General features: G+C 60.4%; 18 protein-coding genes. 12 read left to right on the forward strand and 6 right to left on the reverse strand.

The features are described 5' to 3' along the window. Positions 1-3: 3 nt before the first annotated feature. Positions 4-432 carry a DUF3489 domain-containing protein gene (locus CK219_RS10390; RefSeq protein WP_095766649.1) on the reverse strand — a complete coding sequence of 143 codons (429 nt, stop codon included), beginning with the start codon at positions 430-432 and terminating at the stop codon, positions 4-6. A 379-nt stretch (positions 433-811) separates the two neighbouring features. Here CK219_RS10390 and CK219_RS10395 point away from each other — a divergent pair, with 379 nt between their 5' ends. After that, a complete protein-coding gene (locus tag CK219_RS10395; RefSeq protein ID WP_245340436.1) occupies positions 812-1,852 on the forward strand; it encodes an aminotransferase in 1,041 nt (346 codons plus the stop codon). Further along, on the forward strand, positions 1,845-5,459 hold the full coding sequence (locus tag CK219_RS10400) for a DEAD/DEAH box helicase (protein WP_245340437.1): 3,615 nt from the start codon (positions 1,845-1,847) through the stop codon (positions 5,457-5,459). Before CK219_RS10395 ends, CK219_RS10400 begins: the two co-directional genes overlap by 8 nt. Before the next feature lie 367 nt (positions 5,460-5,826). Here CK219_RS10400 and CK219_RS10405 read toward each other — a convergent pair whose 3' ends face one another. From CK219_RS10405 to CK219_RS10425, 5 genes are all read right to left on the reverse strand, one after another. Then, entirely contained in the window at positions 5,827-7,026 is a 1,200-nt protein-coding gene (locus tag CK219_RS10405; RefSeq protein ID WP_095766652.1) for a Wadjet anti-phage system protein JetD domain-containing protein, read from the reverse strand. Beyond that, on the reverse strand, positions 7,023-10,466 hold the full coding sequence (locus CK219_RS10410) for an SbcC/MukB-like Walker B domain-containing protein (protein WP_095766653.1): 3,444 nt from the start codon (positions 10,464-10,466) through the stop codon (positions 7,023-7,025). Before CK219_RS10410 ends, CK219_RS10405 begins: the two co-directional genes overlap by 4 nt. Then, the gene (locus tag CK219_RS10415; RefSeq protein ID WP_095766654.1) at positions 10,463-11,128 is read right to left on the reverse strand and encodes a DUF4194 domain-containing protein; all 666 of its coding nucleotides are present in this window, start codon (positions 11,126-11,128) and stop codon (positions 10,463-10,465) included. The genes CK219_RS10410 and CK219_RS10415 overlap by 4 nt, the downstream gene beginning before the upstream one ends. After that, positions 11,118-12,638 carry a Wadjet anti-phage system protein JetA family protein gene (locus tag CK219_RS10420; RefSeq protein WP_095766655.1) on the reverse strand — a complete coding sequence of 507 codons (1,521 nt, stop codon included), beginning with the start codon at positions 12,636-12,638 and terminating at the stop codon, positions 11,118-11,120. Before CK219_RS10420 ends, CK219_RS10415 begins: the two co-directional genes overlap by 11 nt. Positions 12,639-13,103: 465 nt before the next feature. After that, on the reverse strand, positions 13,104-14,126 hold the full coding sequence (locus CK219_RS10425) for a LacI family DNA-binding transcriptional regulator (RefSeq protein WP_095766656.1): 1,023 nt from the start codon (positions 14,124-14,126) through the stop codon (positions 13,104-13,106). Positions 14,127-14,302: 176 nt separating this feature from the next. Here CK219_RS10425 and CK219_RS10430 point away from each other — a divergent pair, with 176 nt between their 5' ends. The 10 genes from CK219_RS10430 (at position 14,303) to CK219_RS10475 (ending at position 25,688) form a co-directional block, all read left to right on the forward strand. Next, positions 14,303-15,520 (forward strand): CaiB/BaiF CoA-transferase family protein, encoded by a 1,218-nt coding sequence (locus CK219_RS10430; RefSeq protein ID WP_095766657.1) that lies wholly within the window; start codon positions 14,303-14,305, stop codon positions 15,518-15,520. Next, a complete protein-coding gene (locus CK219_RS10435) occupies positions 15,517-16,344 on the forward strand; it encodes a 3-ketoacyl-ACP reductase (RefSeq protein WP_095766658.1) in 828 nt (275 codons plus the stop codon). The genes CK219_RS10430 and CK219_RS10435 overlap by 4 nt, the downstream gene beginning before the upstream one ends. Positions 16,345-16,411: 67 nt before the next feature. Further along, a complete protein-coding gene (locus CK219_RS10440) occupies positions 16,412-17,884 on the forward strand; it encodes a sugar ABC transporter ATP-binding protein (protein WP_245340438.1) in 1,473 nt (490 codons plus the stop codon). Between the two features lie 13 nt (positions 17,885-17,897). Continuing rightward, positions 17,898-19,373: an aldehyde dehydrogenase family protein gene (locus CK219_RS10445; RefSeq protein WP_245340439.1), complete on the forward strand. Its 1,476-nt coding sequence runs from the start codon at positions 17,898-17,900 to the stop codon at positions 19,371-19,373. Next, positions 19,370-20,194 (forward strand): Cof-type HAD-IIB family hydrolase, encoded by an 825-nt coding sequence (locus tag CK219_RS10450; protein ID WP_095766661.1) that lies wholly within the window; start codon positions 19,370-19,372, stop codon positions 20,192-20,194. The genes CK219_RS10445 and CK219_RS10450 overlap by 4 nt, the downstream gene beginning before the upstream one ends. Before the next feature lie 22 nt (positions 20,195-20,216). Next, positions 20,217-21,203, forward strand: coding sequence for an ABC transporter permease (locus CK219_RS10455; RefSeq protein ID WP_245340440.1), 987 nt, complete (start codon positions 20,217-20,219; stop codon positions 21,201-21,203). 85 nt (positions 21,204-21,288) lie between these two features. After that, a complete protein-coding gene (locus tag CK219_RS10460) occupies positions 21,289-22,236 on the forward strand; it encodes a substrate-binding domain-containing protein (RefSeq protein WP_095766663.1) in 948 nt (315 codons plus the stop codon). A 60-nt stretch (positions 22,237-22,296) separates the two neighbouring features. Further along, positions 22,297-23,256, forward strand: coding sequence for a dihydrodipicolinate synthase family protein (locus tag CK219_RS10465; protein WP_095766664.1), 960 nt, complete (start codon positions 22,297-22,299; stop codon positions 23,254-23,256). Positions 23,257-23,259: 3 nt separating this feature from the next. Beyond that, positions 23,260-24,036 (forward strand): enoyl-CoA hydratase-related protein, encoded by a 777-nt coding sequence (locus CK219_RS10470; protein ID WP_095766665.1) that lies wholly within the window; start codon positions 23,260-23,262, stop codon positions 24,034-24,036. Positions 24,037-24,074: 38 nt separating this feature from the next. Further along, a complete protein-coding gene (locus CK219_RS10475; RefSeq protein ID WP_095766666.1) occupies positions 24,075-25,688 on the forward strand; it encodes a GMC family oxidoreductase N-terminal domain-containing protein in 1,614 nt (537 codons plus the stop codon). The last annotated feature ends 385 nt before the right edge of the window (positions 25,689-26,073 follow it).

The following is a 26,073-nucleotide window of genomic DNA, read 5'->3' on the forward strand; positions in this document are numbered from 1 at the left end:
GGCTCAAGCGCCCCTCGCGCTATCATCGATGCGGTAGCGGCGAAGCCCGTCCTTGCCGACATCACTGACCAGGTTGAGGCCAAGCTTCTTCTTGACGACCGCCGACAAGAAGCCCCGCACCGAGTGCGCCTGCCAGTCGGTCACCTCCATCAGCATCTCGATGGTGGCGCCCTTGGCCAAGCGAAGCTTCTTCAGCACTAGTTCCGATTTGGGTTGCTTGCTTTCGGTGCGGGCGGCGGCCTTCGATGGCTTTGCCGTTGCCGGCTCCGCACCTGCTTCTGCGTTACGAGCTTTCTTTTTGGGCGACTTCGCCTTCTTCAGCCGCTTGGGTGGGTTCTCTAGCGCATCCCAGATGTGCTCATGCGGTTCTGGCGGAATTTGAAGCTTATCGTGATCGGATTCAGTGCCTTGATCGGTGCCGATTGTCGCCATAGGTCGTTCTCCTTCAGTTGCAGTTGCCGGCCAATCCGGCGCCTGTACTGACCTAAGCCCGCCTGGCGGGCTGGAGAGACCTGGTAAGGGCAAAGGCGAGAGCCGCTGCGTTGTTACCCAGAGCAATGCTTGCGTGCCGAACGAAGTCCAGTGGAATGTGCGTCGACGGCTAGCCATTTCGGAGATGGCGGGCAACAAACATAGCTGACCGCCATGTGCTCGCGCGTCGAATGTCTGGAATGGCCTTATGTCGGCCGTTGCTGAAGGCGTCGCGAAATGCCAAAAGCCGACATTGCCGGTAGCCATCCAAGAAGCCGCGATCAGGGTGACCTACTAAAGAAGAAACGCGAGTGGCTGCCAGTATAGAGAATGTTCTGTATTGCATGACAGTGCAGTAGAGAAACTCTGGCGTTTTGGTAAATTGCGAAAAGCCTCATCTAAGAAACAGGTCTTTATGCATACCGCACCTCCTCCCAAAAAAGCACTTAACGCTTGGCTCAGCAAATATCCGAGCGAGTTCGGAAACTACGGTCACTTGCTTCTCGAAGAGAAGCAGGCGGCCGACGCCAATCTCCAAAGAGATTTTGTCCCGTATTTTGAATCGGCCCATCTGGACGCGCGGGGCTGCTTTCACAGGTTGGCTCGCATCAGCCTCCATCCGGACGCTGGCGACATCGGTTGCGACGCCCAATATCCAGGGTCACTGCCTTTGACCGCTCGTAAAGGTCTCTTCGGCGAGGTGATGTCGGGGATGATGTCGGAGACCTACGACTTCGTTGGGAAGCACGAATACTTGATACCCGTTTTCCTCTTCCGCAATCATGAGGACGCAGGCCAATATATCTACACTCTCAGCCGAGACGCGACCCGCACACGCGAGGTCCTCGGGCGCAAAGGCGACGATTTCATCGCGATTGTGGTCGATGAAGAAGACAACGTCACGCGCTTCATTGCCGGCGAAGCCAAGTGGCGCGGGAATTGGTCGCCATCGGTCCTGAACACCGTCATGCTCGGTGACAAGATCGACGATCCGGCCGACAAGACGAAGAGAATCCACAATGGCAAAGGTGTCTGGTACGAGGTCAATCGGGCCCTTCCCGTGCCGCTCGGCCTTGAGCAACTCCACGCCGTCCTGGAGGAATGCGAGCCCGATAAGTTCGCTAAGGTTATTGCCTCGCTCGACCGCATCCTTGCGCGGCGCAACCCCGATCCTGTCGAGCGCACCGATATGATCCTGCTCGTCGGCGGTCCCCCCGCCAAACGAAACCCCGGTCAGGCCCTCCTGCCCTGGGAGACTGTGCCAGACGAGTATAAGGCCGGCCGGGACCTTCAGGTAGTCGAACTGCTCATCGCGGATGGCGATAGTTTGATCAACACGATCTATGCAAGCCTCTGGGCAAAGGAGGCTGCTCTTGCCTGAATTCGATCAAGACCGTCTCGACCTGGCACGCGCCATCCAAAACGACCTTGCTCAGGAAAGGACACTCAGTGCTTTGCAGGCGAGATCATTCGTCCGGTGCCTGCAAACGGATTGGGATGTTGAGACGATTCAATGGAGCGCGAACGATTCCGACACAATCCTCCAGCAGTCACGGTACCTGATTCGCGCTGGCAAGGTACTTTCGACTGTCGGCGATGGAAGTCCCGAGGAAGCGACACTCGCGTTCCGGAGGGCCGGCGAGCTGCTGGAGTGGCTCGCACGAGCAAGAGACAGGATCGGCGAAGAAATTCCGACCGCATTGTTTGCTGCTGGTTGCTACCAGCTTGGTGGCCTACCGGCGATGGCCTCAGGATTGCTGCGCCAAGTCGTCCCAGACGATAGGGGATCGCGGCTGTTCGCCGATTTTCTGAAGGCCGATTTCGACGCGGTGCTCCGCCGCGCTGCAGGGTTCTGGAACGACAACCGCGACCTGACGCTGCGAGGCGTTGAGAAGGAATTCTTCGGTGAAGGCACCGAAGAAAGCGTCACATGGTTCGGCACAATCGAGCTTGTTCGCTGCATCGGCCTTGCAGCGCAGACATTGCGGCGGGGCGATACAGCGAGGTTCTCGGTTGCACTCGATCGCTTGCGAGATGTTGAGCGTCTTCTCGTTCGAACCTCGCCCGATGATGTTGCGCTGCTCGCGTTCTTTCTGCGCTCGGCCTGCGAGCGGTTCGGCACGTCCACGATCTACGAACCCTTGCGGCAACTGGGCTTGCTCAACCCCGAGAGACTCCTGGATGTAAACCAGTTTGCGAGGCGGCAGTATGCGCGCGGTCGAGGCATTCTCTGGCAGTCGCAAAAGCAGGGTATAGAGAGGCTTCTCAACAACTCGTCCTTTGCCCTTTGCACGCCGACGGGCTCCGGAAAGACGCTCGTCGCCAACCTGGCGATCCTCAAGGAGCTGTTAATCCTCCGGGACAATCAGGAGGGCCTTGCACCGCTCGGGCTCTATCTCGTGCCATCGCGTGCACTTGCGGGCGAAGTTGAAGCGAAACTCACTGGGGAGCTGGGCCGCGACTTCGTGGTGACAGGGCTCTACGGCGGTTCCGACTGGGGAATCACGGATGCATGGCTGACGTCCGCCTCACCGACAGTTCTCATCGCGACGGTCGAGAAGGCCGATGCCCTTATGCGTTATCTGGGTCCCATGCTGCTAGCGCGCCTCAAATTACTTATCGTCGATGAGGCCCATCAGGTCGTTCTTGAAGACAATGAGCGCGAGCGCAATGCCCTTGCCGAACATATGAACCGGGCGATCCGGCTCGAAAGCTTCATCTCTCGCCTGCTGCTGCGCAAACCGAACATCGTCCGCATTGCGCTGACAGCAGTTGCAGGGGGCGCGGCTACGCCCGTTGCCCGCTGGATAGAATCTGATCCCGACGCGCAGCCGGTCGGGTCGAACTATCGCAGTACTCGCCAGGCTATTGGCGTACTCGAGGTGAGCAAGGGATCGCCCCGCATCGAGCTGCACCGGGTCAATGACCATCGGCTCGGCGTGCGGGGCCGTGGTGACGTTTATATTCCGCTTAAGATTGATCCGATGCCGGAGCCGCTTTCAGGCATCCGCAACAGTCTCAATCATTTTACGCAGAACAGCATACTGTGGACGGCGCTGCACCTCGCAGGCGACGACCGCCGCATCCTAATCTCGATCTCGCAGCGCCCCGAACTGACGATGGGCTGGTATGCCGAGGCGTTCGATTTGGCGGGTTGGGAGGACATCCCGGCCTTCGACCCTCCCTCGGAGGGCGATGATGCGGCGCTCTTTGCCGAAGCACGCACGGTCTGCATCGATTATTGCGGCGAGAACTCCCACGAACTCCGCCTTCTTGATCGCGGCATAGCAACCAATCATGGCCAGATGCCGCAGCGGCTAAGGCGGCTGATGGTAGCTCTCATCGATCGGTCCATCTGCCCGATCACTGTCGCAACAGCGACCCTCACCGAAGGCGTCAACCTGCCCTTCGATATGATTTTTCTTCCCGTCCTGAAGCGAACAATGTTTGACGTCGCGACGCAAACCCCGACCGAGTATCCGATGTCGGCGGCAGAGTTCCGCAATCTCTCAGGCCGGGCCGGCCGGCCGGGCGCCGCGAAAGGAATGGAAGGGCTTACACTCGTCGCTCTGCCGATCGCGCCATCCACGACGGCTGCAGGGCAACTTGGCACGCATCGAAGGCAAGTGCGCGAGCGGCGCAATGAATACGACAGCCTCATAGCAAGATTGAGGGCGGACGCCGCGGGCGATGGCAACACAAAAAGTCCGCTTACTGTCTTGCTCCGCGCTATTCGGCAACAGGCGCTGCGTCTGCCTGGTGTCGACGACAACGAAGATTTCGTTCGCTGGCTGGAAGTGACTGCCCCTGCGACCATTTCAGCCGATGCCGGCCAAGCGCGCGCGACGCCTGCAGCGCGGCTTGCTGATCGGCTCGACGAACTCGACACGATGATCCTGGCGGCCGTCGAGGAGACTGAGGCGATCAGCGCGGTCGCAGCAACCCCGGCCAATACCGAGGCAATGCTGACGCAACTTTGGCAACTAACATTCACGCAAGTCGCGCACGCGACCGAAGAATGGATGGAGCAGGCCTTTATCAAGCGAGGGCGGGGGATGGTCGAGACGATCTATCCTGACGCCACAGAGCGAAAGCGCCTCTACGACTATGGCTACGCCCCCCACGTCGGTAAACGCTTCGAGCCGGTCGCACGGACCATTCTCGAGCAGCTACAGCAGACTGTAGGCTACGGCACAATGCGCCCAGAAGCGCGCCTCGCCGTCTTTATTGCGCTCGGGGAAGCGGTTGCCGATGATGGTGGTTATGGATTCTCCATCCGCGACACAGAAATGGGCCGCACTCTCTACGCCAACTGGCACGAAGTGCTCCGCTGGTGGATGGCGGTGCCGGGAGCCGCAGGACCCGCGCCGCAGGATCTTCGTGCCTGGCAGATTTTCACCTCGGACAATTTCGAGTTTCGTTTGGGCGTTGCCATCGGCGCTGTTGTCGCGCGGGCTTGGTCACAAGGGACCGATGATCCGCTCGATACACCTACGATCGACACTTGGAAGGATGTCACCGGACTTCCATGGTACGCCTTTTGGGCAAAAGAGCTGCTGCGCTGGGGGACGCTCGATCCGTTTGTCGCCTTTGTACTCTCGCTCGGCATCGCAAAATCGCGTCCCGAAGCTGAAGGCATGCGCGGGCAATATCTCGCATGGCTTGAGGAAGAGATTGAAGATCTGAGCAGCGAGGATCAGATTGATCCAAGCAACTTACTCTCATGGTCTAAGATTCTGAGGACCCCTGAAGCACCTGCAGCGAGGCGTGCTCCGATCGCTGCAGAACTCGCTGGGACAGATGGAAGGGCGGGGCGTTACGCCGTCATTCCTGTGCGCTCCGAAAGGCGCATCCGCTGGCTCGATGCATCTGGCTTCAGGCTCGCGGTGTCGGCAATACCCAAGGATTTCCCGACTGGGTTCAGGCAGCCCAACGACTATGATCTTCTCATCGAGAACGGAGAAGCCTCTGTCGTAAGGACGTTTTAGCAATCGAGCGGGACTCGCCAATAGAGGACTGACAGTCGGTGACGGTCGGTCAAATTGCAGGTACGACGTGGGGTTGCGGTCCCGTTGCATTCTGCTACTCGACTGCCAGTCTGCCGGCCCCAAGAGCTGCCGAGCAGCAATGCGCTTCTTCGCCATTGGGGTGGCAATCCGTGCCTTGTACATTCTCTCACCAGCGCGAAACGAATCCGGGCCGAGCAGCTTCCGCGCGTCAGTTTGAGAGCTTGCATTTCAGTCCAGCTTCGCGACATGGGGTTCAAGGTCCTGGCGCTAGCGAATGATTGGGATCCAAACTCAACGTTAGAAGCTTCTTCGTACTGGGAGTCCTGAGGTGCCCAATCGTTCGGGATCATATGGGTTTTCTGGGGTGTCGAGGAGACAAGCTCTCCTGTTCAAGTACTAGAGCAGAAGTCACAAGCGCCTCCCACAGACCGCGAACGGCGCTCTCCCGCGGTGGCGCATCAGCGGTCCGCATATGTCTGTCTCTCACAACTCCATGCTCATAGAGCGCGGCGACATCCATGAGATGGGGCAAGAGGCATAATCCACGCTCCGCCAACGTGCGTTCCAAATGGCCAAAGATACGAACGCCCCCATCATCTATGTCACCCCAATGGAATATCGGCGCTTGGGCTTTTACTGCCAGTCTAACGATCTGTCGCAGATGGCTTCGAGATGGAAAGCCACCTGTATAGATGATGAGCGCCGATCGATCGCTATTTATCTCGCGTGCATGCCGAACGAACGAAGTGTAGTTCTCGATCGTTAGGAGATAGTCGACCTGTGCAGCCAAGCCGAGCTGATCCCCTTGCTCCGGCGGCACCCCGTAAAAGCGTAGTGGCGGAACTGGCTCGGTAGCGATGGTGATCGGGCCACTGACGATCAGGAGCTGAGGCGTTCGGATCACGCCAAGAGTTGCAAGCCAGTCCGCCGGATCCAGTTCGGCCATAGGGACCCGATCTGGATAAAGGCGCTCGAACAGCCTGGGCACCGTCGAAACAAAGCGCTCGAGTGCTTTGCTGTAAGTGCCAGCCAATCGAGAGAATGTACGATAGTCGACCGGCGCAACGCCGCCGTCTTCGGCCCGGATAGCGAGTGCATGGACGAGATCAAGCGACGCTGAAAGGCCGGAGCTATCTCCAGGTGCGAGCCCGAACCGGCCGACGCCTCGGGACCAAGCGCTCGCAATCTCGTCTAGTAACTTAAGCGCGCCCTCGGGAAGATCTGGTCGCGCGCGAGCTTCGCCAAGGGCGGCGCTAGCACCCACGCCAGCAGGCGTTCGATTGACATGAGCATAGAGAACCGCGGCGTTGGCAAGGCGGACATGACCGAGGGTGGGCGCGCCGTCGGTCAGCTTACGTTGGACAATTATGCCGCCTGCCGCCTCTACGGCAGACAGTGCCTGAATGAAGCGATCTCGTTCCTCGACGGTGTGGAGAGCATCTTCGTCGATGTAGGCCAGAATCCTAGACGCTTCCGGATTGCTTTCGTGCCGGTCAAGCAGATCATGGATCAACTGGTGGACATCGCCGAACTGCTTTCGGCTCATTCGGCTGCATCCGAAGCGGGCGAGTTAACACGCGCGGCCAGCGCGGTATCGCTCAAGTGCTGTGGATTTGCAGCACGCATTTGGGCACGTGCGTGAGCCTTGATCCGAACGGTTTCGGCACTGGCACTGTCGCCATGACGGAATACGTCGATGACGCTATCGAGGTTCTCATAGACGACGGAGCGCTTCTCCGAAGGAGCAGCGATCACCACCTGAAGCCCGATGTCATCATAAAACTCAAGCAGCGTGCGCTGGTTCGGGCCGTCCATTTTGCTGAATGCCTCGTCGAAGACGGCCAATCCGAGCCCAAGCTCGTTCGCCTCGTATTGCCGTCGGGCGCCATGGTAGATACTCGCTAAAGCTGCGCCGATTACCACATAATAGGGAACCTGACGCTCGGCACCGCTTGCGGTTCCTTTTCGCTTATCAAAGCTGGTCTGCCGACCCTTCGCGACGTCCTCCATGCGAAGGTCGAAGGTAAAATAGTTGCGGTAGTCCTGATAGGCCGTGAAATCGAGTGCCTCCTCGCTGAGTAACCGCTCAACCTCGGCAAGTGCCTGTGCATGTTCTTCGTTGCGCGGCGTCCCTCGCCCGAACAGCGCATCGAAGACCTGATCGTCATTTTCGCTCTCTCGTGCCAGCTGGTGGAGCGATGCAAACTCTTCCTTAGGCCGGGCATGTAGCGTGTAAATTTCGCCGTGAAGCGGGCGAGCCTTCAGCGCGCGGGTGAGGTTGTCGAGTTCGGTCTTGAGATCATTGAACCTGGCGTTGAGCTCATGGATAAAAGCTGTGCGGAACAGGTGGCCGATCCGCTCTGCCGCTTCGTCCGCCTGTCGACGGTATTGAATGAGCTCATTCTCCTCCAGCGCCTGCACATTGGAGGTAACCCACGGCCGTATCTCAGAGTTGATCGATCCTTGTGTTGCGACCGGGGCAGTGCTGTCAAAGCTTGCGCGGTAGTGGCCGAGTGCCTCGCGGATCTCCCCCTCGCAGGCTCGATATTCGTCCCGAGCTTCGTCGGCACGCTTGGACATGTCCTGTGCCACCCGAGACAGTGGCCGCGAGCGGTGAGCGATGTAGGTCTCACGCAGAGCAATTAATTGTGCTTGCGATCGTACACGATCCCTGAACAACACACGCCGAGCCTTCAGACAATGCCAGGAGCCTGGCTGTCCATCGCCGGCTCCGAGCCGGCGCTGGATTTCAAGTCCAGCCTGTTTCAGCTGGCCTCGGCGATCAACGAGCTCCTCCTTCTCGTCGCTCGCGCTGCTCAGCTGAAGCTTCAAGCGATCCAGTCCTTGTTGGATCGCTGGGTCGACTGTCGCAGCAATTCGGTCCAGCCGCTTCTGGAGTTCGGTGCGCGTCACATTATGCTGGTCGATCGCTTCAGCCAGCAAGTCGAGGCGGTCGCTGACTATCACCGGGTCGGTCAACGGCTCGAGCTTGCGTCGGATATCGTCGTGGAAGCGCTCGGCTTCCAAATGTGTTGCCACCCACCCCTCGCGTTCCTTGATCTGGCGCGCCAATTCCGTTTCCATCAACGGAGCGGCGGCGCGGCCAATCTTGAGGTCCTGGGTGCGCAGCACTTCAACAACGATCCCGCTATTGTATGCACCGTCGCGCATGATCGCGCGGCCACCCCCGAGCAATTCGGCTTGCGTGTCAGCTAGACGCACCTGACCAGTGCGGAAACGGATGAAGGCCATGGCGAGCGGGTCCTCGCTGGCGAAGATGGTCGCCAACGAACCAGCCTCGAAGCCGGGTGGTTGCTCGTTTAGGCGACGCGTATTTACAACGCGGCACCCGCGAAAGCTGTCACGACCCGCACGTAGGATCTCGACCGCGCGAGAAGCATGCTCGGGCTCGACCAGAACAGCTTCACGATCACGTCCGAGCAGGGCTTCCGCCGCCTCGCGCCAATCAGGATCGGTGATTTCCGCCACCTGACAGAGCGCCCGTGGCCGCATATTCTCTCTTTCTAGCGTGGCCATTAGCCGGACGGTGCGTTCGTCGAGCGTAACCTGACCAGCGCGCGCCCGGTCGCGGCGGTCGACTAGATCGGCAATCTCTTCCTGTAGCTTGTGCCGCTGTGCGATCGCATTGTCGCGGCGGTCGAGTATCTTGGCGATATTGACCAATGCAGCCTCGCGTGCCACCGCGATGAGCTCTTCCATCTCGTGCGGCTCGCGTGGCCATCTCGGCGGTACTAGTCCCTCGCTCTTTTTCTTGAGGGCCTCGAGACTTTGGAACAAGACGCCAAGCTTTAGCGATGCCAATCGTTCACGATGGTCAAGTAAGCTGGCTGCGCGCGCAACGGCGAGAAATCGTGCTTGCAAGCGCTGTGAGACAGCCTCTTGGGCGAGCTCGACGGCTCTTAGCTCGCTCTGCACCACCGCACGTTTGCCGGCAACACCCTCTGCTAGCGACTGCGCGACGAGGCTCTCCAGCTGCTCGCGCAGCGACTCGATCTCGGCATCGTATCGCTCGATCTTGCGCTGCGTGTGGTCGACCGCAGCAATGTTGTCCCGTCTCTCTTTGATGTTGGCAAGAAGAGCCGAGCCCGCCTCGATTAGTGCGGCCAGCCGTGCGACGCCCCTTGCGATTTCCTCACGCTCTAGCAAACTTACAAATTTGGCTACCAGTTCCGCGAGTGCTCTGAGCGCACCCAGCCGCCGTTCGAGCTCGTGGATGTCCTTCTGGATGTCACGATATCGCTGAATGCTCTCACGTAGCTCGCCGATGTTGATGTCGTTCTTAGCCAAGAGGAAATTGTGCACAAAGCCTTCGACCGACCGCATGTCTTCGAACGAAAGTGCCATCACGAACGCGCGAATGAAGCGCTCAGGATCGCTGTGCCGCCTGCCGGTGAAGAGTTGGCGCATATATTCGCGGATGTGATTGCGCGGCCCGTCGGCGCGGATTAGCGCTGTTCCCTTAGCGCTGCAGGCCAACTCTAGGCGCTCGCGCGCTAACGTCCACGACGCTGACCGCTGCTGATTGCCTTCAAGCTGCTCGACGAGAAGGTTAGTATCTATACGGATTCCAGGCGCGATATAGCGCCCAACCACTTGCGCCTCGTCAGTGGCCGAAGCCTCGATACACAATCCGACACTCACGGGCGGCCGAACACCGTGTGGGTCAGCAAATACAAGAGCGATATGGGTTACGGCCTCTTCGCGCAAAAACTCATGCTCGTTGAGTTGGCCCAAGCAATAGCTGCGCAGGGTTCGCTCCGATTTGCGGCTACCGGTTTCGCCTGCCGAGCGGTTGAACTGATACCAGCGCCGCGAGCCCCCTGTCATCACGGCCTGGATTAAATCTATCAGCGTTGATTTGCCCGAACGATTCTGGCCCAGGATCGCGGTGTCGCCGGCGATCGCCAGATCTTCGCGGCCGAACAAGTGCCATTGTACGAGCGCGATGTGGACGAGCTGCATCATGGTTCGTCCTCCTCGCTAGCGTCCGTATTGTTGTGCACTTGCTCAAACTCGCTGTCCTGAAAATCCGGGCGAGCGAGCAGCTCTTCGAGATGAGCGAGGAATTCATCACCGGCGACAGTTGCTACCAGCGCGCGGATCGTTAGTGGGATGTCTTCTAGCTCGTCGTCGAACTCTCCCGAGCGAACGATAGCACGCCGCTCGAGGGTCGCGACCAGCGCTTTGAACTCGGCAATCGAGAGGGTAGGCCGGCGAGCGCGTGCAACCATGTCCTGATAAGCGTCATAAGCAGCATTAAGCGTTACCAGTACGCTACCATAGCGCTCCACATCGCCTTCCTGGACGCCTTCCTCCCACAATCTGCGTAAGAGAAGTAGGATCAGGGTCTCGTCGATTCGCATGCGCGGATGGCTGATCTGTTCCGTGTCGGGCAGAACGCCGGCCCACCCTTCGCTCTCGCGCACAATCAACCGATAGCCTGCAACGTCGAAATAGTCGGATACAAGTCGTTCGACATCCGATTTGAGCAATGTATCGAGAAGACCCGACGAGCCTCGATCCTCGACGTGCAAGAACTGGTTGCGCAGCAAATGACTGATTACCTGTCTCACACGTTGCATACGGCGCGGATCGCGCGCTTCGAGTGCCTGGAACTCACTGAGCATGCCGCACCTCAAGCGTCACGCTGTCGTCCCTGCGTGTGACGGTGAAGCCGGCGCAACTTAGCCAGGCATTGTCGACCCACTGGCCAAGGGCAGGCGAAAAGCCAAACGCGGATGCGAGATGATCAGCAATAGCGTTACCCCGGCCGTCCCGGTCTGCAGCGAGTATCGAGAGTCGCAAAGTCTCGAACGCGAGAAAATCGTCGATAGAATCAATCCAGAAGTGGCTGGCTTCGCTTGCTCCGAAGGGTGGAACACGCTTCTCCAAGAAGCGGCTGACTTGTTCTGGTGTCACAGCGAGGCGATTGAGATACTCTCGCTCGAGCCGCTTTCGAAGTTCGCGCAACGGATCTGGAGCGGGAAGGACGATTACGCCGCCGGTCACACTAGAACGGTAGTTGCGTGCTCGCGCGAGCAGCATCGGTGACCAATGCGTCTGTCGCCCTTCGAGCAGCCCGGATAAGCCAACATCGCGACTGCGTCGCTCGAGCAGTTTATCAAGCCGAAGCAGGATCGGCTCGCTTCGTTGAAGGAAAGTGCCACCACGACGGCCTGCATATCGCACCGTGTTGCGGAGGCGCGTCTCGAGCCGACTACGGTGCTGTTGGATGCGCTCGAACGCTTCCTCAATCTGATCGAAAACGCGGCGGACCTTGTGAAGGTCGTCGTACACCATGTCCCGTGCAGCGATGCTATCCGAGGCGAGCCGAGCCTCGCAATAGGCTTCGGCGATGGCGCCAACATCGGCGATCGAATCCTCGATTGAGTCGAGCGCCGTGAAGATGTGATGACGAAACCGGTACGGATGAGAAGTCGTTGAAATCGCAGCATAGTCCTGCAGCAGAATCCGCTCGACAAAGTCTTCGAAGTAATGACGTAGCCTGCGGCCGACGCTGTCGCTTTGCAATACCTGCTTGTCGATCTCGCGTAGCGCACTCAGTACGCTGCGCAGGTAGCGTCCAAATGTGGCGGCGTCGCGCGCGGCTTTATGAAGTCCTGGCGCGTTCTCCCGCGCGTTGCGTTGCAGGGCTTCGAGTTCATTCTTCACCTGAATTACTAGGCCGCCCAACTGCTCCGTGAGGCCCTCTCGCAGATTGCAGAGAAACTCGGCGAGCCGCATGGCACCCGCAGGCATGTCCACGGTTACCTTTAGGCCATAGCGGCTCTCTTCGAGCCAGCCTGTTGCAATCAGCCGGCTGTAGATGTGGCGCGCCCGTACCATCGCCTCGTTCGTCGCTTTCGGATCGGCCGCTTCCAAATTCCGCCGCCTTATACGTCGTCCACGGCGTGCGGCTAGCTGGTCGAGAACGACCGGGGCCTCGTCCTCGCGCCAGAATTCAGCATGCTCGCCTAACAATCCGTAGGTCAGATGAAGGACCTCGCCCTGCGAAGGGAAGTGCAGGTCGGACCGGTAAAAACCTTCATATAGGCCGATCAAGATCCGCTCGTATAAGAAGCGGTTCGACCCAGCGAAAAGTGCGAAGACGTCCGGGTTAAGTTGGCCGAATAGCATCAATTCGGTGCCTCTCCGCAATACGAATCAGCTGTGTTCGCCATTCGCGTAGAATAAACAGAAATGGCATCCCCCTCGATCCCCCAAGCCTGCAGATCACATTGGGTCAGAACACGTGCTGCCTTTCGACTATCGAATATATGGCAGGCTTGAGCAAGTAGATCGGCGAGAATCTAAGATGGCGGATGCGAGGGCAGGGTGGCTTTCATCGATCGAGCGACGCAAACGGAGGCTCTTTCCCGCTGTTGACCAGCGACTGCCGGCTAGAGCAGACCAAAACTGTGATACGCTGTTTTCCAGACAAATCATCAGCCGACCGGTCGAGGGACCTGGAGTGCTTATGAATTCAGACATTCAGTCTGATCAGGCGCTCCGAGCGGCAGCTCTCCGCATCAGCTGCACTAGGACGCCTGTCGGCCGGAAGCGGACACCCAAATCAGTTCAGCAAACTAGAGGTCGAAGTGTCTAGCGCCTCACTGGAGCCGTGCTTTCCCTGACGATCAACCTGATCGCCAACTCGCGTTGCCTCAAATGCAGCCGCTGCGAGGGCGATGCCAGAATGTAATCGGCAGCGATGCGGCCCATATCTCGCGCCGGCACCTCCAGCGTGGTCAATTCCGGCGAGGTGAGTTCCGCGATTTCCAGATTGTCGAAGCCAACGATCGAAACCTGCCCGGGGACCTCAATCCCGGCGGCGTGGCAGTATTTGATGGCGCCGGCTGCAAGGATATCGCTGCCGCAAAACACCGCCGTCGGCCTTGTGCCTTCTTCCATCAGCCGCTGCATGCATCGCCGTCCGTCATCCAGCCTGTAGGCCCCTTCGACAACCGGAACGGTTGCGCGGCCGATGCCTGACCGCTCGAGTTCATTCAGGAAACCGTCGCGGCGACCTGCTGCACGATCATTGTCTTGGGTGATGCCTGCGATCATCCCGAATTGGAAGTGGCCGAGATCGAGCAGGTAGCGCGCCGCCGTGCGCCCAGCTTTCTCGTTGTCGAACCCCACTGCAGCGCCGGACTCCATCGCTTTCGATGTGTAAGTATAGACATAGTCGATACGTTTCTGCTCAAGCATCGCAAGTGTGGCCGGCAGGTGCGTGGATCCAACCAGCACCACCGACTCGACGCCGCGCTCGACAAGCAGGCGCGCTTGCTCGTACTCGAGATTGATGTCGTAGCCCGAGGTGTTGATGATCAGCGAAACGTCCTTTTCGGAGAGCCGGGCCTGAAGCCCGTCGACCATCGTGGCGTAGATCGCGTGGTCCAAGGTCGGAATGATGGCGCCGACCAGTCTTGTTCGTGTGGACCGCAGCGCCCTAGCCGAGCCATTGGGCACATAGCCAAGCTCCCGGGCGGCTCGCACCACGCGATCCCGGACGACCTCATTGACGTTTGGATTGCCATTCAGGACGCGCGAAACAGTGGCCGGCGAGCAGTTCGCAAGCCGGGCCACGTCAATCAGTTTGGCGCTGCCGTCTTCGATATCCATTGAGTATGGCCATTGCCAGTTTTGAGAAACCGTTTTCTAGATCGCACAAATTCTTTCAGGTCGCCACATGTCTTTTTCAACGAAAAGTCCGGAAAACAGGATTGACAGCGCTCTGAAAAGTTGTGAAAACGATTTCACAAAGAGTGCAATGAAAGCGCTACATCAAGGGAAGAGACATGCTCAGCGGGATCAAGGTCGTCAGCTTTTGCCATTTCCTGCAAGGTCCCGCAGGCGCCCAGTATCTGGCCGACATGGGTGCCGACGTCATCAAGGTCGAACCGATCGATGGCGCTCATGAGCGTCGGTGGTCAGGCGCGGATGTGTATGTCGACGGCGTCAGCGGCTTCTATCTCTGCGCCAACCGCAACAAACGCTCCATCGGCATCGATCTGAAAAGCCCTGAGGGCAAGGAAGTCGCGCGGCGTCTGATTGCGGAGGCCGACGTGGTCATGGAGAATTTCCGGCCCGGCGTGTTCGCCAAGCTGGGTTTCGACGACCAAGCGCTTCGCGCGATCAATCCTACACTGATCTTCGCCTCGGCAAGCGGGTTCGGCTCCACCGGACCGATGGCGCTGAAGCCTGGTCAGGACCTTCTCGCCCAAGCACGGGCAGGTCTCATGAGTGTCACCGGCACACCCGATCGGGGCCCGACGCCCGTCGGGGCGGCGATCGTCGATCAGCATGGCGGCGCGCTGCTGGCGATGGGCATCCTGGGCGCGCTGGTGCGCCGACTTCGTGATGGCAAAGGCACGCGCGTCGAAGCCAGCCTGATCAACTCGGCGATCGATCTGCAGGGGGAGCCTCTCGTCAACTACTTCGCGGGTGGAATGAGCCGCGAAGTCCTGAAGCGCGAGAAGAACCTGGCTACGTGGTTCCACGCTGCGCCCTATGGCGTCTATCCCGCCACCGACGGCCATGTTGTGATCTCACTTTGCGACTCCTCGGTGCTGGCCGAAGCGCTAAGCAGCGATGGTCTGCGCGAAGTGGCGGACGTCGACCGATACGCGGATCGGGACGAATACGCTCGCCGCTTGGCCGAGGCCACGGCGATCTTTTCTGTAGCGGAACTTGCTGACCGCTTCGATCGCCACGGCATCTGGTGGGCGCCGATCAACTACTATGATGATCTGCTGGCTGATCCGCAGCTAAGTCACGCTCAGGTGTTCCGCCAGGTCACCGTGCGGGGCCGCACCATCTATCTGGTCAATCATCCCAACCGCTATGACGGCGACGTGCCGGAACTGCGTTGCCTGGCCCTCGAGATTGGCGAGCATACCCGCGAGATCCTGCACGAGCTCGGTTATGCCGAGGGCGAGGTCCAGAGCCTGTTGGCCTCGAAGGCAGTGGTCGCCGCGAGCGGTGTTGACGCTGCCGTGGAAAGGAAGGCGTCATGATGCTGAACCAGACTGCTCCAGCGGTCCGGGACATGGCTGAACGGCAGTCCCCCGGCGACCGCGGTCTTGCGGTTGTTACAGGCGGCCGACGCGGCATTGGCCGCGCCATCTGTTGCGAGCTTGCACGGGTGGGCTTCGATATAGCAATCGTCGATATTGTCGATGACGAGAATGCCAGCGAGACTGTCGATCTTGTGAGCAGGCTCGGGCGCAACAGCGCTTTCTACCGCAGGGACATCTCCGAGACGTCGGGCAACGCGACCTTTGTCGAAGGCCTTGAACGCGACCTGGGCGAGATCACGTGTCTGGTCAACAATGCCGGCGTGCAGGTGAGCGTGCGCGGCGACCTTCTCGATGTCACCGAGGAAAGCTTCGACCGGCTGATCGGTGTCAACCTGCGTGGCACATTCTTCCTCACCCAAGCCGTCGCGCGCGCGATGCTTTCAAGGCCGCAGACCGCGTCGGAGCGATCGGTCGTGACGATCACCTCGGCCAATGCCGGTCTCGTCTCGCCGGAGAAGGGCCCATATTGCATATCGAAGGCCGGGCTCTCGATGGCGTCGCAACAGTTTGCGATCCGCCTGGCGGACGCCGGCATCCGGGTGCACGAGATTCGCCCCGGCTTGATCCAGACCGACATGACCGCAGACGTCTACGAGAAGTATTCGTCGCAGGTCGAGGCAGGTGAGTTGTCGGCGATCCGGCGATGGGGCCAGCCGGACGACATTGCTCGCGCAGTCGCGACCTTGGCTGCAGGCGGTCTGCCGTTCAGTACCGGAGACATCTACCACATCGGCGGCGGCATGCAGATCCACCGCTTGTGAGCTTTTTTGAGCATAGCGTGAAAACGATTTCTTGAGGCTCAGTAGTATGAAAGACGCAGTTCTCGAGATGCGCGGCATCCACAAGCGCTTTCCCGGTGTGTACGCGCTGAATGACGTCAGCTTTGCCGTGCGCAAAGGCAGTGTTCATGGCGTGATCGGCGAAAACGGCGCCGGCAAGTCGACGTTGATGCGCGTCCTCTCCGGCGCCTTCCTTGCCAACGAGGGCGAGGTGGTCATCGATGGCACTGTCGTGCCGACGCCGACGCCGGAGCGGATGCTCGAACTGGGTATTGCGGTCATCTATCAGGAACTGGCCCAGGCGCCCCATCTGACGGTTGCCGAAAACATTTTTCTCGGCCGATTGCCGAAGACCGTGCTCGGCAGCGTCGACTGGCGCAAGACCCAAGCTGCGGCTCGCGAGGTGTTGGACAGGTTGGGTTTCCGGGTTGATCCGGCCGCCCGGATCAATGCGATAAGCGTGGCCCAGCGTCAAATGGTGGAGATCGCCAAGGCGATTGCACGCGAAGCGCGCATCGTGGTCCTCGACGAGCCGTCCGCTGTCCTGGGCGACGCCGAGCTGGAACACCTGTTCACGACGATCCGGCGGCTAAGCGCCGAACAGGGCGTGTCCTTCATCTACATCACGCATCGTCTCAAGGAGCTCCACGAGATCTGCGACGAAGTCACCGTGCTGCGCGACGGGCAGGTTGTCGCGTCCATGCCGCTGGCGCATACGACAACCGCCGACCTCATTCGTCACATGGTCGGACGCGAGCTCAAGGACGTGTTCCCGCCCCGTCCGAAACCGGGCTCGAATGTGCGCCTTGAAGTGCGCAATATCTCGCGATCCGGCGTTTTAAGGGACATTTCCTTCGATGTCCGGCAAGGCGAGATCGTCGGCATCTGCGGTCTCGCCGGGGCCGGCCGGACGGAGGTGCTGCGGGCAATCGCGGGCGCCGACGCGATTGACAGCGGCGAGATCAGGATCGATGGCAAGGCGATCGCTGTCGATGGGCCGCGTGCGGCGCTCGCGCATGGGATCGGCCTGTTGCCGGAGGACCGCAAGACCGAGGGCCTTTTCCTCGAACAATCGGTTGCCTTCAACGTCACCGTTTCCGAACTTGCAGCCATCGTCCAGGGCGGACTGATCAGCCGCAGACGTGAGCAGGAGCAGGTTTCCCGCTTCATTCGGCAGATGCGCATCAAGACGCCGAGTGCGGGCGCCAAGGTGCGCACGCTCTCGGGTGGCAACCAGCAGAAGTGCGGCATAGCCCGGCAGTTGCATGCCGGGACCGAAATCCTTCTGGTGGATGAGCCGACGCGCGGCGTTGATGTCGCCGCCAAGCGCGAGATCTACGACCTGCTTGTCGAGCTGACCTCCACGCGCGGTGCGGCCATCGTGATGGTTTCGTCCGAACTCCCGGAAATTCTAGGCCTCTGCAATCGCATCGTCGTGATGCGGGAAGGCGCCGTCTCGGCGGTCCTGGATGGGGAGGGCGCGACCGAGGAAACCATCATGGCCCATGCGGTCTGGCAGTAGGAGCGAGATGGGCATGCGCAGCTACCAACAATTCATTGGCGGGCGGTTCGTCGCCGGCTCGGGCACAGGATCAATTGAACGCAGAGCGCCAGCAAGTGGCGAGCGGGTCGCCACTTATGCGGAAGGCTCGCCGACGGATGTCGATCTGGCTGTCGAGTCGGCGCGGATCGCTTTCGAGGAGGGGCCCTGGCCGCGCCTGAGCGGCATCGAGCGAGCCGAAGTGCTCAACCGGTTCGCCGACCTCATCAGCGCCAATCGGGAGCGGCTGGTGAGGATAGAGGTGGAGGAGGTCGGCAAGCCGATAAGGTTTGCTCGTGGCGACATCGACGGCGCGATCGGTCTGACGCGCTACGCCGCTTCCCTTGCAATGCAGATGGCGGGTCTATCCTACACCAACATTGGCGAGGGCAAGACGGCGCTGGTCACGCGTGAGCCTGCTGGGGTCGTGGCACTGATAACGCCATGGAACTTTCCCGCTCTCATCCTGTCACAAAAGGTGCCGTTCGCGCTTGCCGCCGGCTGCACGGTCGTGCTGAAGCCGTCCGAGTTCACATCCGGCTCGGCCTTTGAGATCGCGGCGCTGGCGAGCGAGGCAGGGCTGCCGGCCGGCGCCTTCAATGTCGTCAGCGGTTATGGCGCCGCGGTCGGTGATCACCTGACCGCGCATCCTGGCATCGACTTCGTTTCCTTCACCGGGTCGACCCGCACCGGCAGCCGCGTCGTCGCCAACACATCGCGCCACCTGGTCAAGTCCTCGGTCGAGCTCGGGGGCAAGTCGGCCAATATCGTCTTTGCCGATGCCGATCTCGATGCCGCTACTGACGGCGCGCTGATGGGTGTCTTCTTCAACAATGGCGAATGCTGCGTCTCAGGTTCACGGCTGTTCGTTCAATCATCCGTCGCTGACGAGTTCATCGCCAAAGTGGTCGCACGGGCGCGCACGATGAAGGTGGGCAACCCGTTCGACGAAGACACCGACATCGGGGCCCTGATCGACAGCAATCACCTGGAAAAGGTGGCGGGGTTCGTCAGAGGTGGGATCAAGGATGGAGCCGAGCTCGTCCTGGGCGGCAACATTGCAACCGGAACGCCCGGACACTTTCACGAGGCAACCATCTTCGATCGTGTCGAGCCGCGCATGGCGATCTTCCGCGAGGAAATTTTCGGCCCCGTTCTGAGCATCACCCGGTTCGATACGGCAGACGACGCGGTAAGGCTGGCCAACGATACCGCCTATGGCCTGTCGAACTACATCTGGTCGAAGAACATCGACACGGTGCTGACTGTGGCTAAACGCCTGAGGAGCGGCTGGGTCCAGGCCAATACGATCATCGATGGTGCGCCACAGCTTCCGCTCACCGGTGTCAAGGGATCCGGCTTCGGTTACGAAATGGGCCAGGCCGGCTTCGAGGAATTCACGCAGCTCAAGACGCTTCTCATCCACACCGGTCCTCGTGCCCCGGTGTTTCCGATCCGAGGCGGTCAATGACCCTGCCACGCCTCATCGTTTCCGACGTCGACCGGACCCTGCTCACCCACGACTACGTACTGCCCCAGCGGGTCGCCGATGCCGTGCGCGCGGCTCAGGACAGGGGAACCGTGGTCGTTCTGGCGACCGCACGTTCTCCGCTCGGGGTCAGGCCCTTTGCCGAACGGCTGGGGATCGCCGATCTCGTCATCGCGTTCAACGGCGGCTGGATCGGCAATGTGGTAACCAGGTCGTCGCTCTCACAGCAGCGGATCTCGCGCTCGGACGCCCTGCACGCCACGGCAACCGCGCAAGCGGCGGGCGTGCGGCCCATGTGGTTCACTGGCGATGCTGTTTTCGCGCTGACGAACGACCCGCTCATCGCACGCGAAGCCGCGGTGACGAGGGAGCCCCTGTTCGTAGCCGAAACGATTGAAGCGCTCCCGGGCGAACCCGGCAAGATCATGTGCGTTGCCGGCCAGGCCTCCGACCGACAGGCCTTCGCACTGCTCCGCGAAACGCTTGGCGAACGGCTCTCGGTTTCGGGGTCGCATCCGCGCCTGCTCGAGATCGGACCGCCGGGGGCATCGAAGAAGACCGCGATAAGTCTTGTCGCCGCCAAGCTTGGTATTGCGGCTGATGAATGCGCAGCGGCCGGCGATGCGGAAAACGACCTCGAAATGTTGGCCTGGGCGGGAACCGCGATGACGGTCGGAAATGCTGTGCCTCAGGTCATGCAGCTTGCGCATTTCGTCGGACCGTCCTGCGACGAAGGCGGGCTGGCCGATGCCATAGCCTGGCTGATGCGGAGCCGGCAGCCAAGATCCACTGCCGCGCAATGAATGGGAGGAAGGGATGGTTGAGATGACGACAAGACAAGCATCGGCCGCGCTTCAGCCGGGGTCGGTCGGACGCCTGCGCGGATGGGCGCAGAGCCTCGGGCTGCTCTGGGTTCTGATCGTGCTGTGCGCCTTCGCCATATACCTGTCGCCGAGCTTCGTTCACATGGGCAATGTGCTGAACGTCGGTCGTCAGATCGCCCTGTTCGGCATTGTCAGCGTCGGCATGACCTTCGTCATTCTGACACGCGGCATTGACCTTTCGGTCGGCTCGATCGTCGGTGTCGTGGCTGTCTCAACGGCGCTGATGATTTCGAACGGCGTCTCAATACCGCTGGCCATGATCGCCGCGCTCGCCATCGGCGCCTTGTTCGGCGCAGTGAATGGCGCCGGCGTTGTCTTCTTCGGTATGCCGCCTTTCATCATGACCTTGGGCACATTGGTCATGGGCCGTGGCATAGCCATGACGATCGCCAACGGCGAACCGAAGGCGCTTGGCGAGGCCGCGGACGCCTTCGCTTATCTGGGCAGCGGATTTCTGCTCGGCATCCCGGTTCCGATCTGGCTTTTTGCCGCCATCGCCGCCGTGGCCTTCGTCGTCCTTCGCCATACGCCGTTCGGGCGCCAGGTCTATGCTGTCGGCTCCAACACCGAGGCCGCGCGGCTGGCAGGGATAAGCGTGCCTCGCACCTTGATGTCGGTCTATGTGATTTCTGGCCTGCTGTCGGCGCTGACCGCCCTGGTTTTTGTGTCGAGGCTGACCGTCGGCGAACCGACGGCGGGAACCAATCTGGAGCTGGAAGCAATCTCGATCGTCGTCATCGGCGGGACCAGCCTGTTTGGCGGGGAGGGCGGCGTGATCGGCACGGTTATCGGTGCCGCGATCATTGCCGTGATGGCTAACATCCTGAACCTGCTCGGTATTTCGCCCTTCACGCAACAAATCGTCAAGGGCGCCATCATCATCGCAGCGGTGATGTTCGAGGTCTACCGCCACCGCGTGCGGTCCTGACATCCAAGCGTGTCCGGTCCCGCCGCGGCAGACCGGTTGGGGCGCTTGGAACACCTTAACTTGAAGTCCAACGGAGGAGTTAACAATGACAAGTCGCAGACATTTCCTACGCACGACCGCACTGGCCGCGACGCTGCTGGCAGGGGGCATGCTGACCGGCGCCGCCTTCGCCGAGGAGAAGATCAAGATCGGTTTCAGCCAAGGTACGATGAACCACCCGTGGCGCGTGGCCATGGTGGAAGGCAACAAGAAGTACGCAGCCGAACATTATCCGGACGTCGATCTCATCATCACCGACGGCAACAACGATGCCTCCAAGCAGGTGGCCGACGTCGAAAACCTGATCGCTCAGGGCATCAAGGTGCTGATGATCTCGCCGCTGACCGAGCAGGCGCTCACGCCCGTCGTCAAGGAGGCCATGGATGCAGGCATCAAGGTCGTCACGCTCGACCGCAAGGTGAATACGCCGGTGACGGTCCATGTCGGCGGTGAAAATCTTCCGCTCGGCGTCGGAGCGGGCGAGTTCCTCGCCAAGAAGTTGAATGGGAAGGGCAACATCATCGAGCTTCAGGGCACCGCGGGGGCTTCCGCCACCATAGACCGCAACAAGGGCTTCGCCGAAGCGATCGCGAAGTTTCCGGACATGAAGGTCGTCGCCTCGCAGAACTGCGACTATACGCGTGACAAGGCGGTCAAGTTCATGGAGGACATGGTTCAGCGCTTCGGGCCGGGCCAGATCCAGGCCGTTTACGCGCACAATGACGAGATGGCGCTCGGCGCCATACAGGTGCTTGAGGCAGCCGGCAGGCTGAACGAGGTGGCTGTCGTCGGTATTGACGGCCAGGAAACCGCGTTCGAAGCCGTCAAGCAGGGCAAGCTGGCGGCGACCTTCGTCTACCCGTTCGTGGCCCCGGAAGGCATCGAGACCGCCTACAAGGTCGCCAAAGGAGAACAGGTGCCGCCGACCATCACGCTGCCCACAGTTTCCGTCACCGCGGACAATATCGCGCAGATGATCGGAAAGGGCTTCTGAGGCCACGATTCATTGGGACGCCGCGACTTGCGGCGTCCTGCCATTTCTGAAGGGAATCCGATGATGAGCGAGAAGAGACAATTTGTTGCCACAGGAGTCATCCCAGCCTGCCTGATGCCGTTCAGCGCCGACCTGGCCGTCGACGAGGGCGCCTATCGCCGGCATCTTCGCGACGTCGGGTCCGTGGAAGGTATCTCGGGTATGACCATCAACGGACATGCCGCCGAAGTGCACGCGCTCACGATCGAGGAACAATTCCGCGCGATCGTCGTGACCAAGGATGTCCTGCAAGACAGGGTCCCGACCATCGTCGGCATCTATACCAATTCGAGCCTGGAGGCCGCCCGCATCGCTGCCTATGCGGAGCATGAAGGCGCCGATGCTCTGCTGGTGTTTCCCCCTGACTTCATGACGCTTGGCGGGCATCTCAGGCCTGAGATGATCTACGAGCATCTGCGGCGCATTACGGATGCATCGGGGCTGCCGATCATTCTTTTCCAGTATCCGCTCGCCTCAAATCTTGCCTATCCGTTGCCGACTTTGCTGGAGCTTTGCCGCCGCTTCCCATCCATTGTCGCCATCAAGGACCAATGCGGTGACGGCAACCTGCACGAACGTCAGATACGGGAACTGAAGGCGCTCGATCGGCCAGTGAATACGCTGACCACCCACAGTGCCTGGCTGCTTGGGTCGCTGGCTCTCGGATGTGACGGGCTCCTGTCGGGGGCCGGAAGTGTCATCGCCGATCTGCAGGTTGCGCTATTTCGCGCCGTGCAGGCGAACGACCTGAAGACTGCCAGGGCGATCAACGATCGCATTTATCCTACAGTCAGGGCTTTCTATGACGCGCCACTTCTCGATATGCACAATCGCATGAAAGAGGCACTTGTGATCCTCGGTCGATTGGACGAAGCCCACGTCAGGCCACCACTGATGAAGCCTGGTGTTGCCGAAATCGAAAAGGTCCGTGGACTGCTGGCTAAAGCTGGTCTCAGCGCGGGATACAGAAAGGTCGCCTGATCGATGACCGACGCCCTGGTGCGGACCGAGGAACCGTCTCCCGGCATCCGCCTGCTGACACTCAATCGGCCCGAAAAGCTGAACGCGCTGTCAAAGGAATTACTCGGCGAATTGCGTGATTTGCTCGCGATCTATGATGCCGATGCGAACGTTGGCTGCGTGGTCTTGACCGGTGCAGGACGCGCCTTTGCGGCGGGGGCGGACATTTCAGACATGCTGGAACGAGGAGTTGCCTCCTACAGCGATCCGGAGCGACTGGTTTGTTGGCGTGCGATCGAGGGCTTTTCCAAGCCGATCATCGCTGCCGTCAACGGCTACGCTCTGGGCGGCGGTCTCGAACTTGCTCTGCTGTGCGACATCGTCGTCGCTTCCGATGCGGCGAAATTTGCCACGCCGGAAATCAAGATCGGCTCCTTCCCTGGTGACGGCGGCACGCAGCGCCTGCCTCGTCTGGTTGGCAAGTCCTTCGCCATGCAAATGGTGCTGACTGGAGAGATGGTCGACGCGGCGCTGGCCGAACGCAAAGGGCTGGTCAGCGAGGTGGTCGCGCCTGAAAGACTGTTGCCCAGGGCGCTGGAAATCGCTGCTGCGATCGCTGCCAAGTCGGTCGCCATCACGCCTTATGCCAAAAGGGCAGTGCTGGCGGCGTTCGAGACCGATCTGAAATCCGGGCTGGAGATCGAGCACCGGCTGACGGTCGAGGCATTCGCGAAGGAGGACCGCATCGAGGGCTTGCGAGCCTTCGCCGAGAAACGGCCGCCTGTGTTCAAGGGCAGGTAGGCCCTTGCGATCTGGTGCGAACTAGGGTGGAGAAGTCTATGTGGGATTACATCATCGTCGGCGCCGGCTCGGCGGGTTGCGTGCTGGCCAACCGCTTGTCGGAAGATCCTGAGGTCAAGGTGCTGCTTTTGGAGGCTGGCAGTCGTGACTGGAATCCGATGATCCACATTCCCGGCGGCATCGGCAAGTTGTTTGGTCCCGGCGTCAACTGGCGTTTTCATACCGTCCCTCAGACGAATCTCGACAATCGCTCCATCTGGTATCCGCAGGGCAAGACGCTTGGCGGCTCGAGCTCGGTCAACGCCATGATCTACATCCGCTGCCAGAGGGAGGACTATGACAACTGGGCGGTTCTCGGCAACGAAGGGTGGGCCTACGAGGATGTCCTACCCTATTTCCGGAAGTCTGAGGACAATGACCGGCTGGTCAATCGCTATCACGGCCAGGGTGGTCCGCTATGTGTTTCCGACCAGGTCGGCCCACACCCGCTGACCCGGGCCTTCGTGCGCGCGGTGCAGCAGTATGGCCTGCCGTACAATCCGGATTTCAACGGCGAAACGATGTATGGCGCCGGCTTCTATCAAGTTACTTGCCGGGATGGGCGCCGGCGTTCGTCCGCCGTCTCCTATCTGCATCCCGTCAGCAAGCGCGCCAACCTAACGGTCAGAACACATGCCAGGGTCACTCGCGTGGTGGTCGAGGGCGGACGCGCGGTTGGTGTCGAACTGGTGCAGGGGCGGTCGCGGCAAGTCCTGCGCGCTGGTCGGGAAGTGATCGTCTCCGCAGGCGCAATCAACTCGCCGCGCCTGCTGCTCCTGTCCGGCATCGGGCCGGCCGACGAGCTGAAAGCGCTTGGGATTTCTCCGGTGTGCGATCTTCCGGGCGTTGGCCGCAACCTGCAGGATCATCTATGCACCAACGTCCATCTGACGCTGAAGGACCCGATCAGCTATGACGGTCAGGACCGCTATCCCAAGGCACTTCTGCACGGCATGCGCTGGCTGCTCTATCGCGACGGCCCGGCCGCTTCGGTCATTGTCGAAGGCGGCGGTTTCTTTCGGACAGAGGGTGCGACCCGACCCGACCTGCAGATCCATATCGCGCCGGCCATGGTGGTGCGCGGCGGTCAGACGAGGCTTGATGGGCACGGCTTCACGATCAACTCGACGTTTCTGCGGCCGCGCAGCATAGGTTCAGTCAAGCTTCGCTCGGCCAACCCCGGGGAGGAGCCGCTGGTCGATCCTAACTATCTTTCGGACCCATACGATCGAGCCATGGCGCTGAAGTCGGTCCGCATCATTCGCGAAGTGTTGGCGCAGAGCGAGATCGCCAAATTCATCAAGGTCGAGCGGCTGCCAGGGCCTTCCGCGAAGAGCGACGAGGAAATCATGTCCTATATCAGGCAGTATGCCTGCTGCGACTACCATCCCGTAGGCACCTGCAAGATGGGCGTCGACGTGATGTCGGTCGTCGACCCGGAATTGCGGCTGCGCGGGATAGAAGGATTGCGGGTGGTCGATTCTTCGATCATGCCGGTGCTGATCAGCGGCAATACCAACGGTCCGACGATGATGATCGGAGAAAAGGGCGCGGATCTCATAAGGGGCGTTCGGTCCGCCCGCTCGCATCCCGCAATGGCGGCGGTCGCCTGAGCCTGGGGATCGATCCGGGCAATTCCTCGTTCTGCCTCGCCGCCGGACAGACCAGTTCAGTGACGCGGACTTCGAACAACTGGTGCCCGACAAGGGTGCGCAGGCCTGCTAGAATGCTCTGACCAGCAGTATTAACTATGATGGCGGCGCGAATAATGCATGCTGGATGCAAGTAGCTGAATTGTCTTGAAATGGACTCTCCGCTTTTCAGACTACTAGTCTGATCGCGATTGAGCGAACGGCAGTTTTGCGCCTCATATCGGCCGTTGAGATCCGACTCGCCATTTCCTGAAAGCAGACGTTCGGATAGGCCAGACCGAATGCGGACACGTAACCACTCGCGCGGGCTATCGTCCTTTGGTCTGTCGCCTTGTTTTGCGACGGG

The sequence above is a fragment of the Mesorhizobium sp. WSM4313 genome, from assembly GCF_002294725.1.
Classification (GTDB): domain Bacteria; phylum Pseudomonadota; class Alphaproteobacteria; order Rhizobiales; family Rhizobiaceae; genus Mesorhizobium.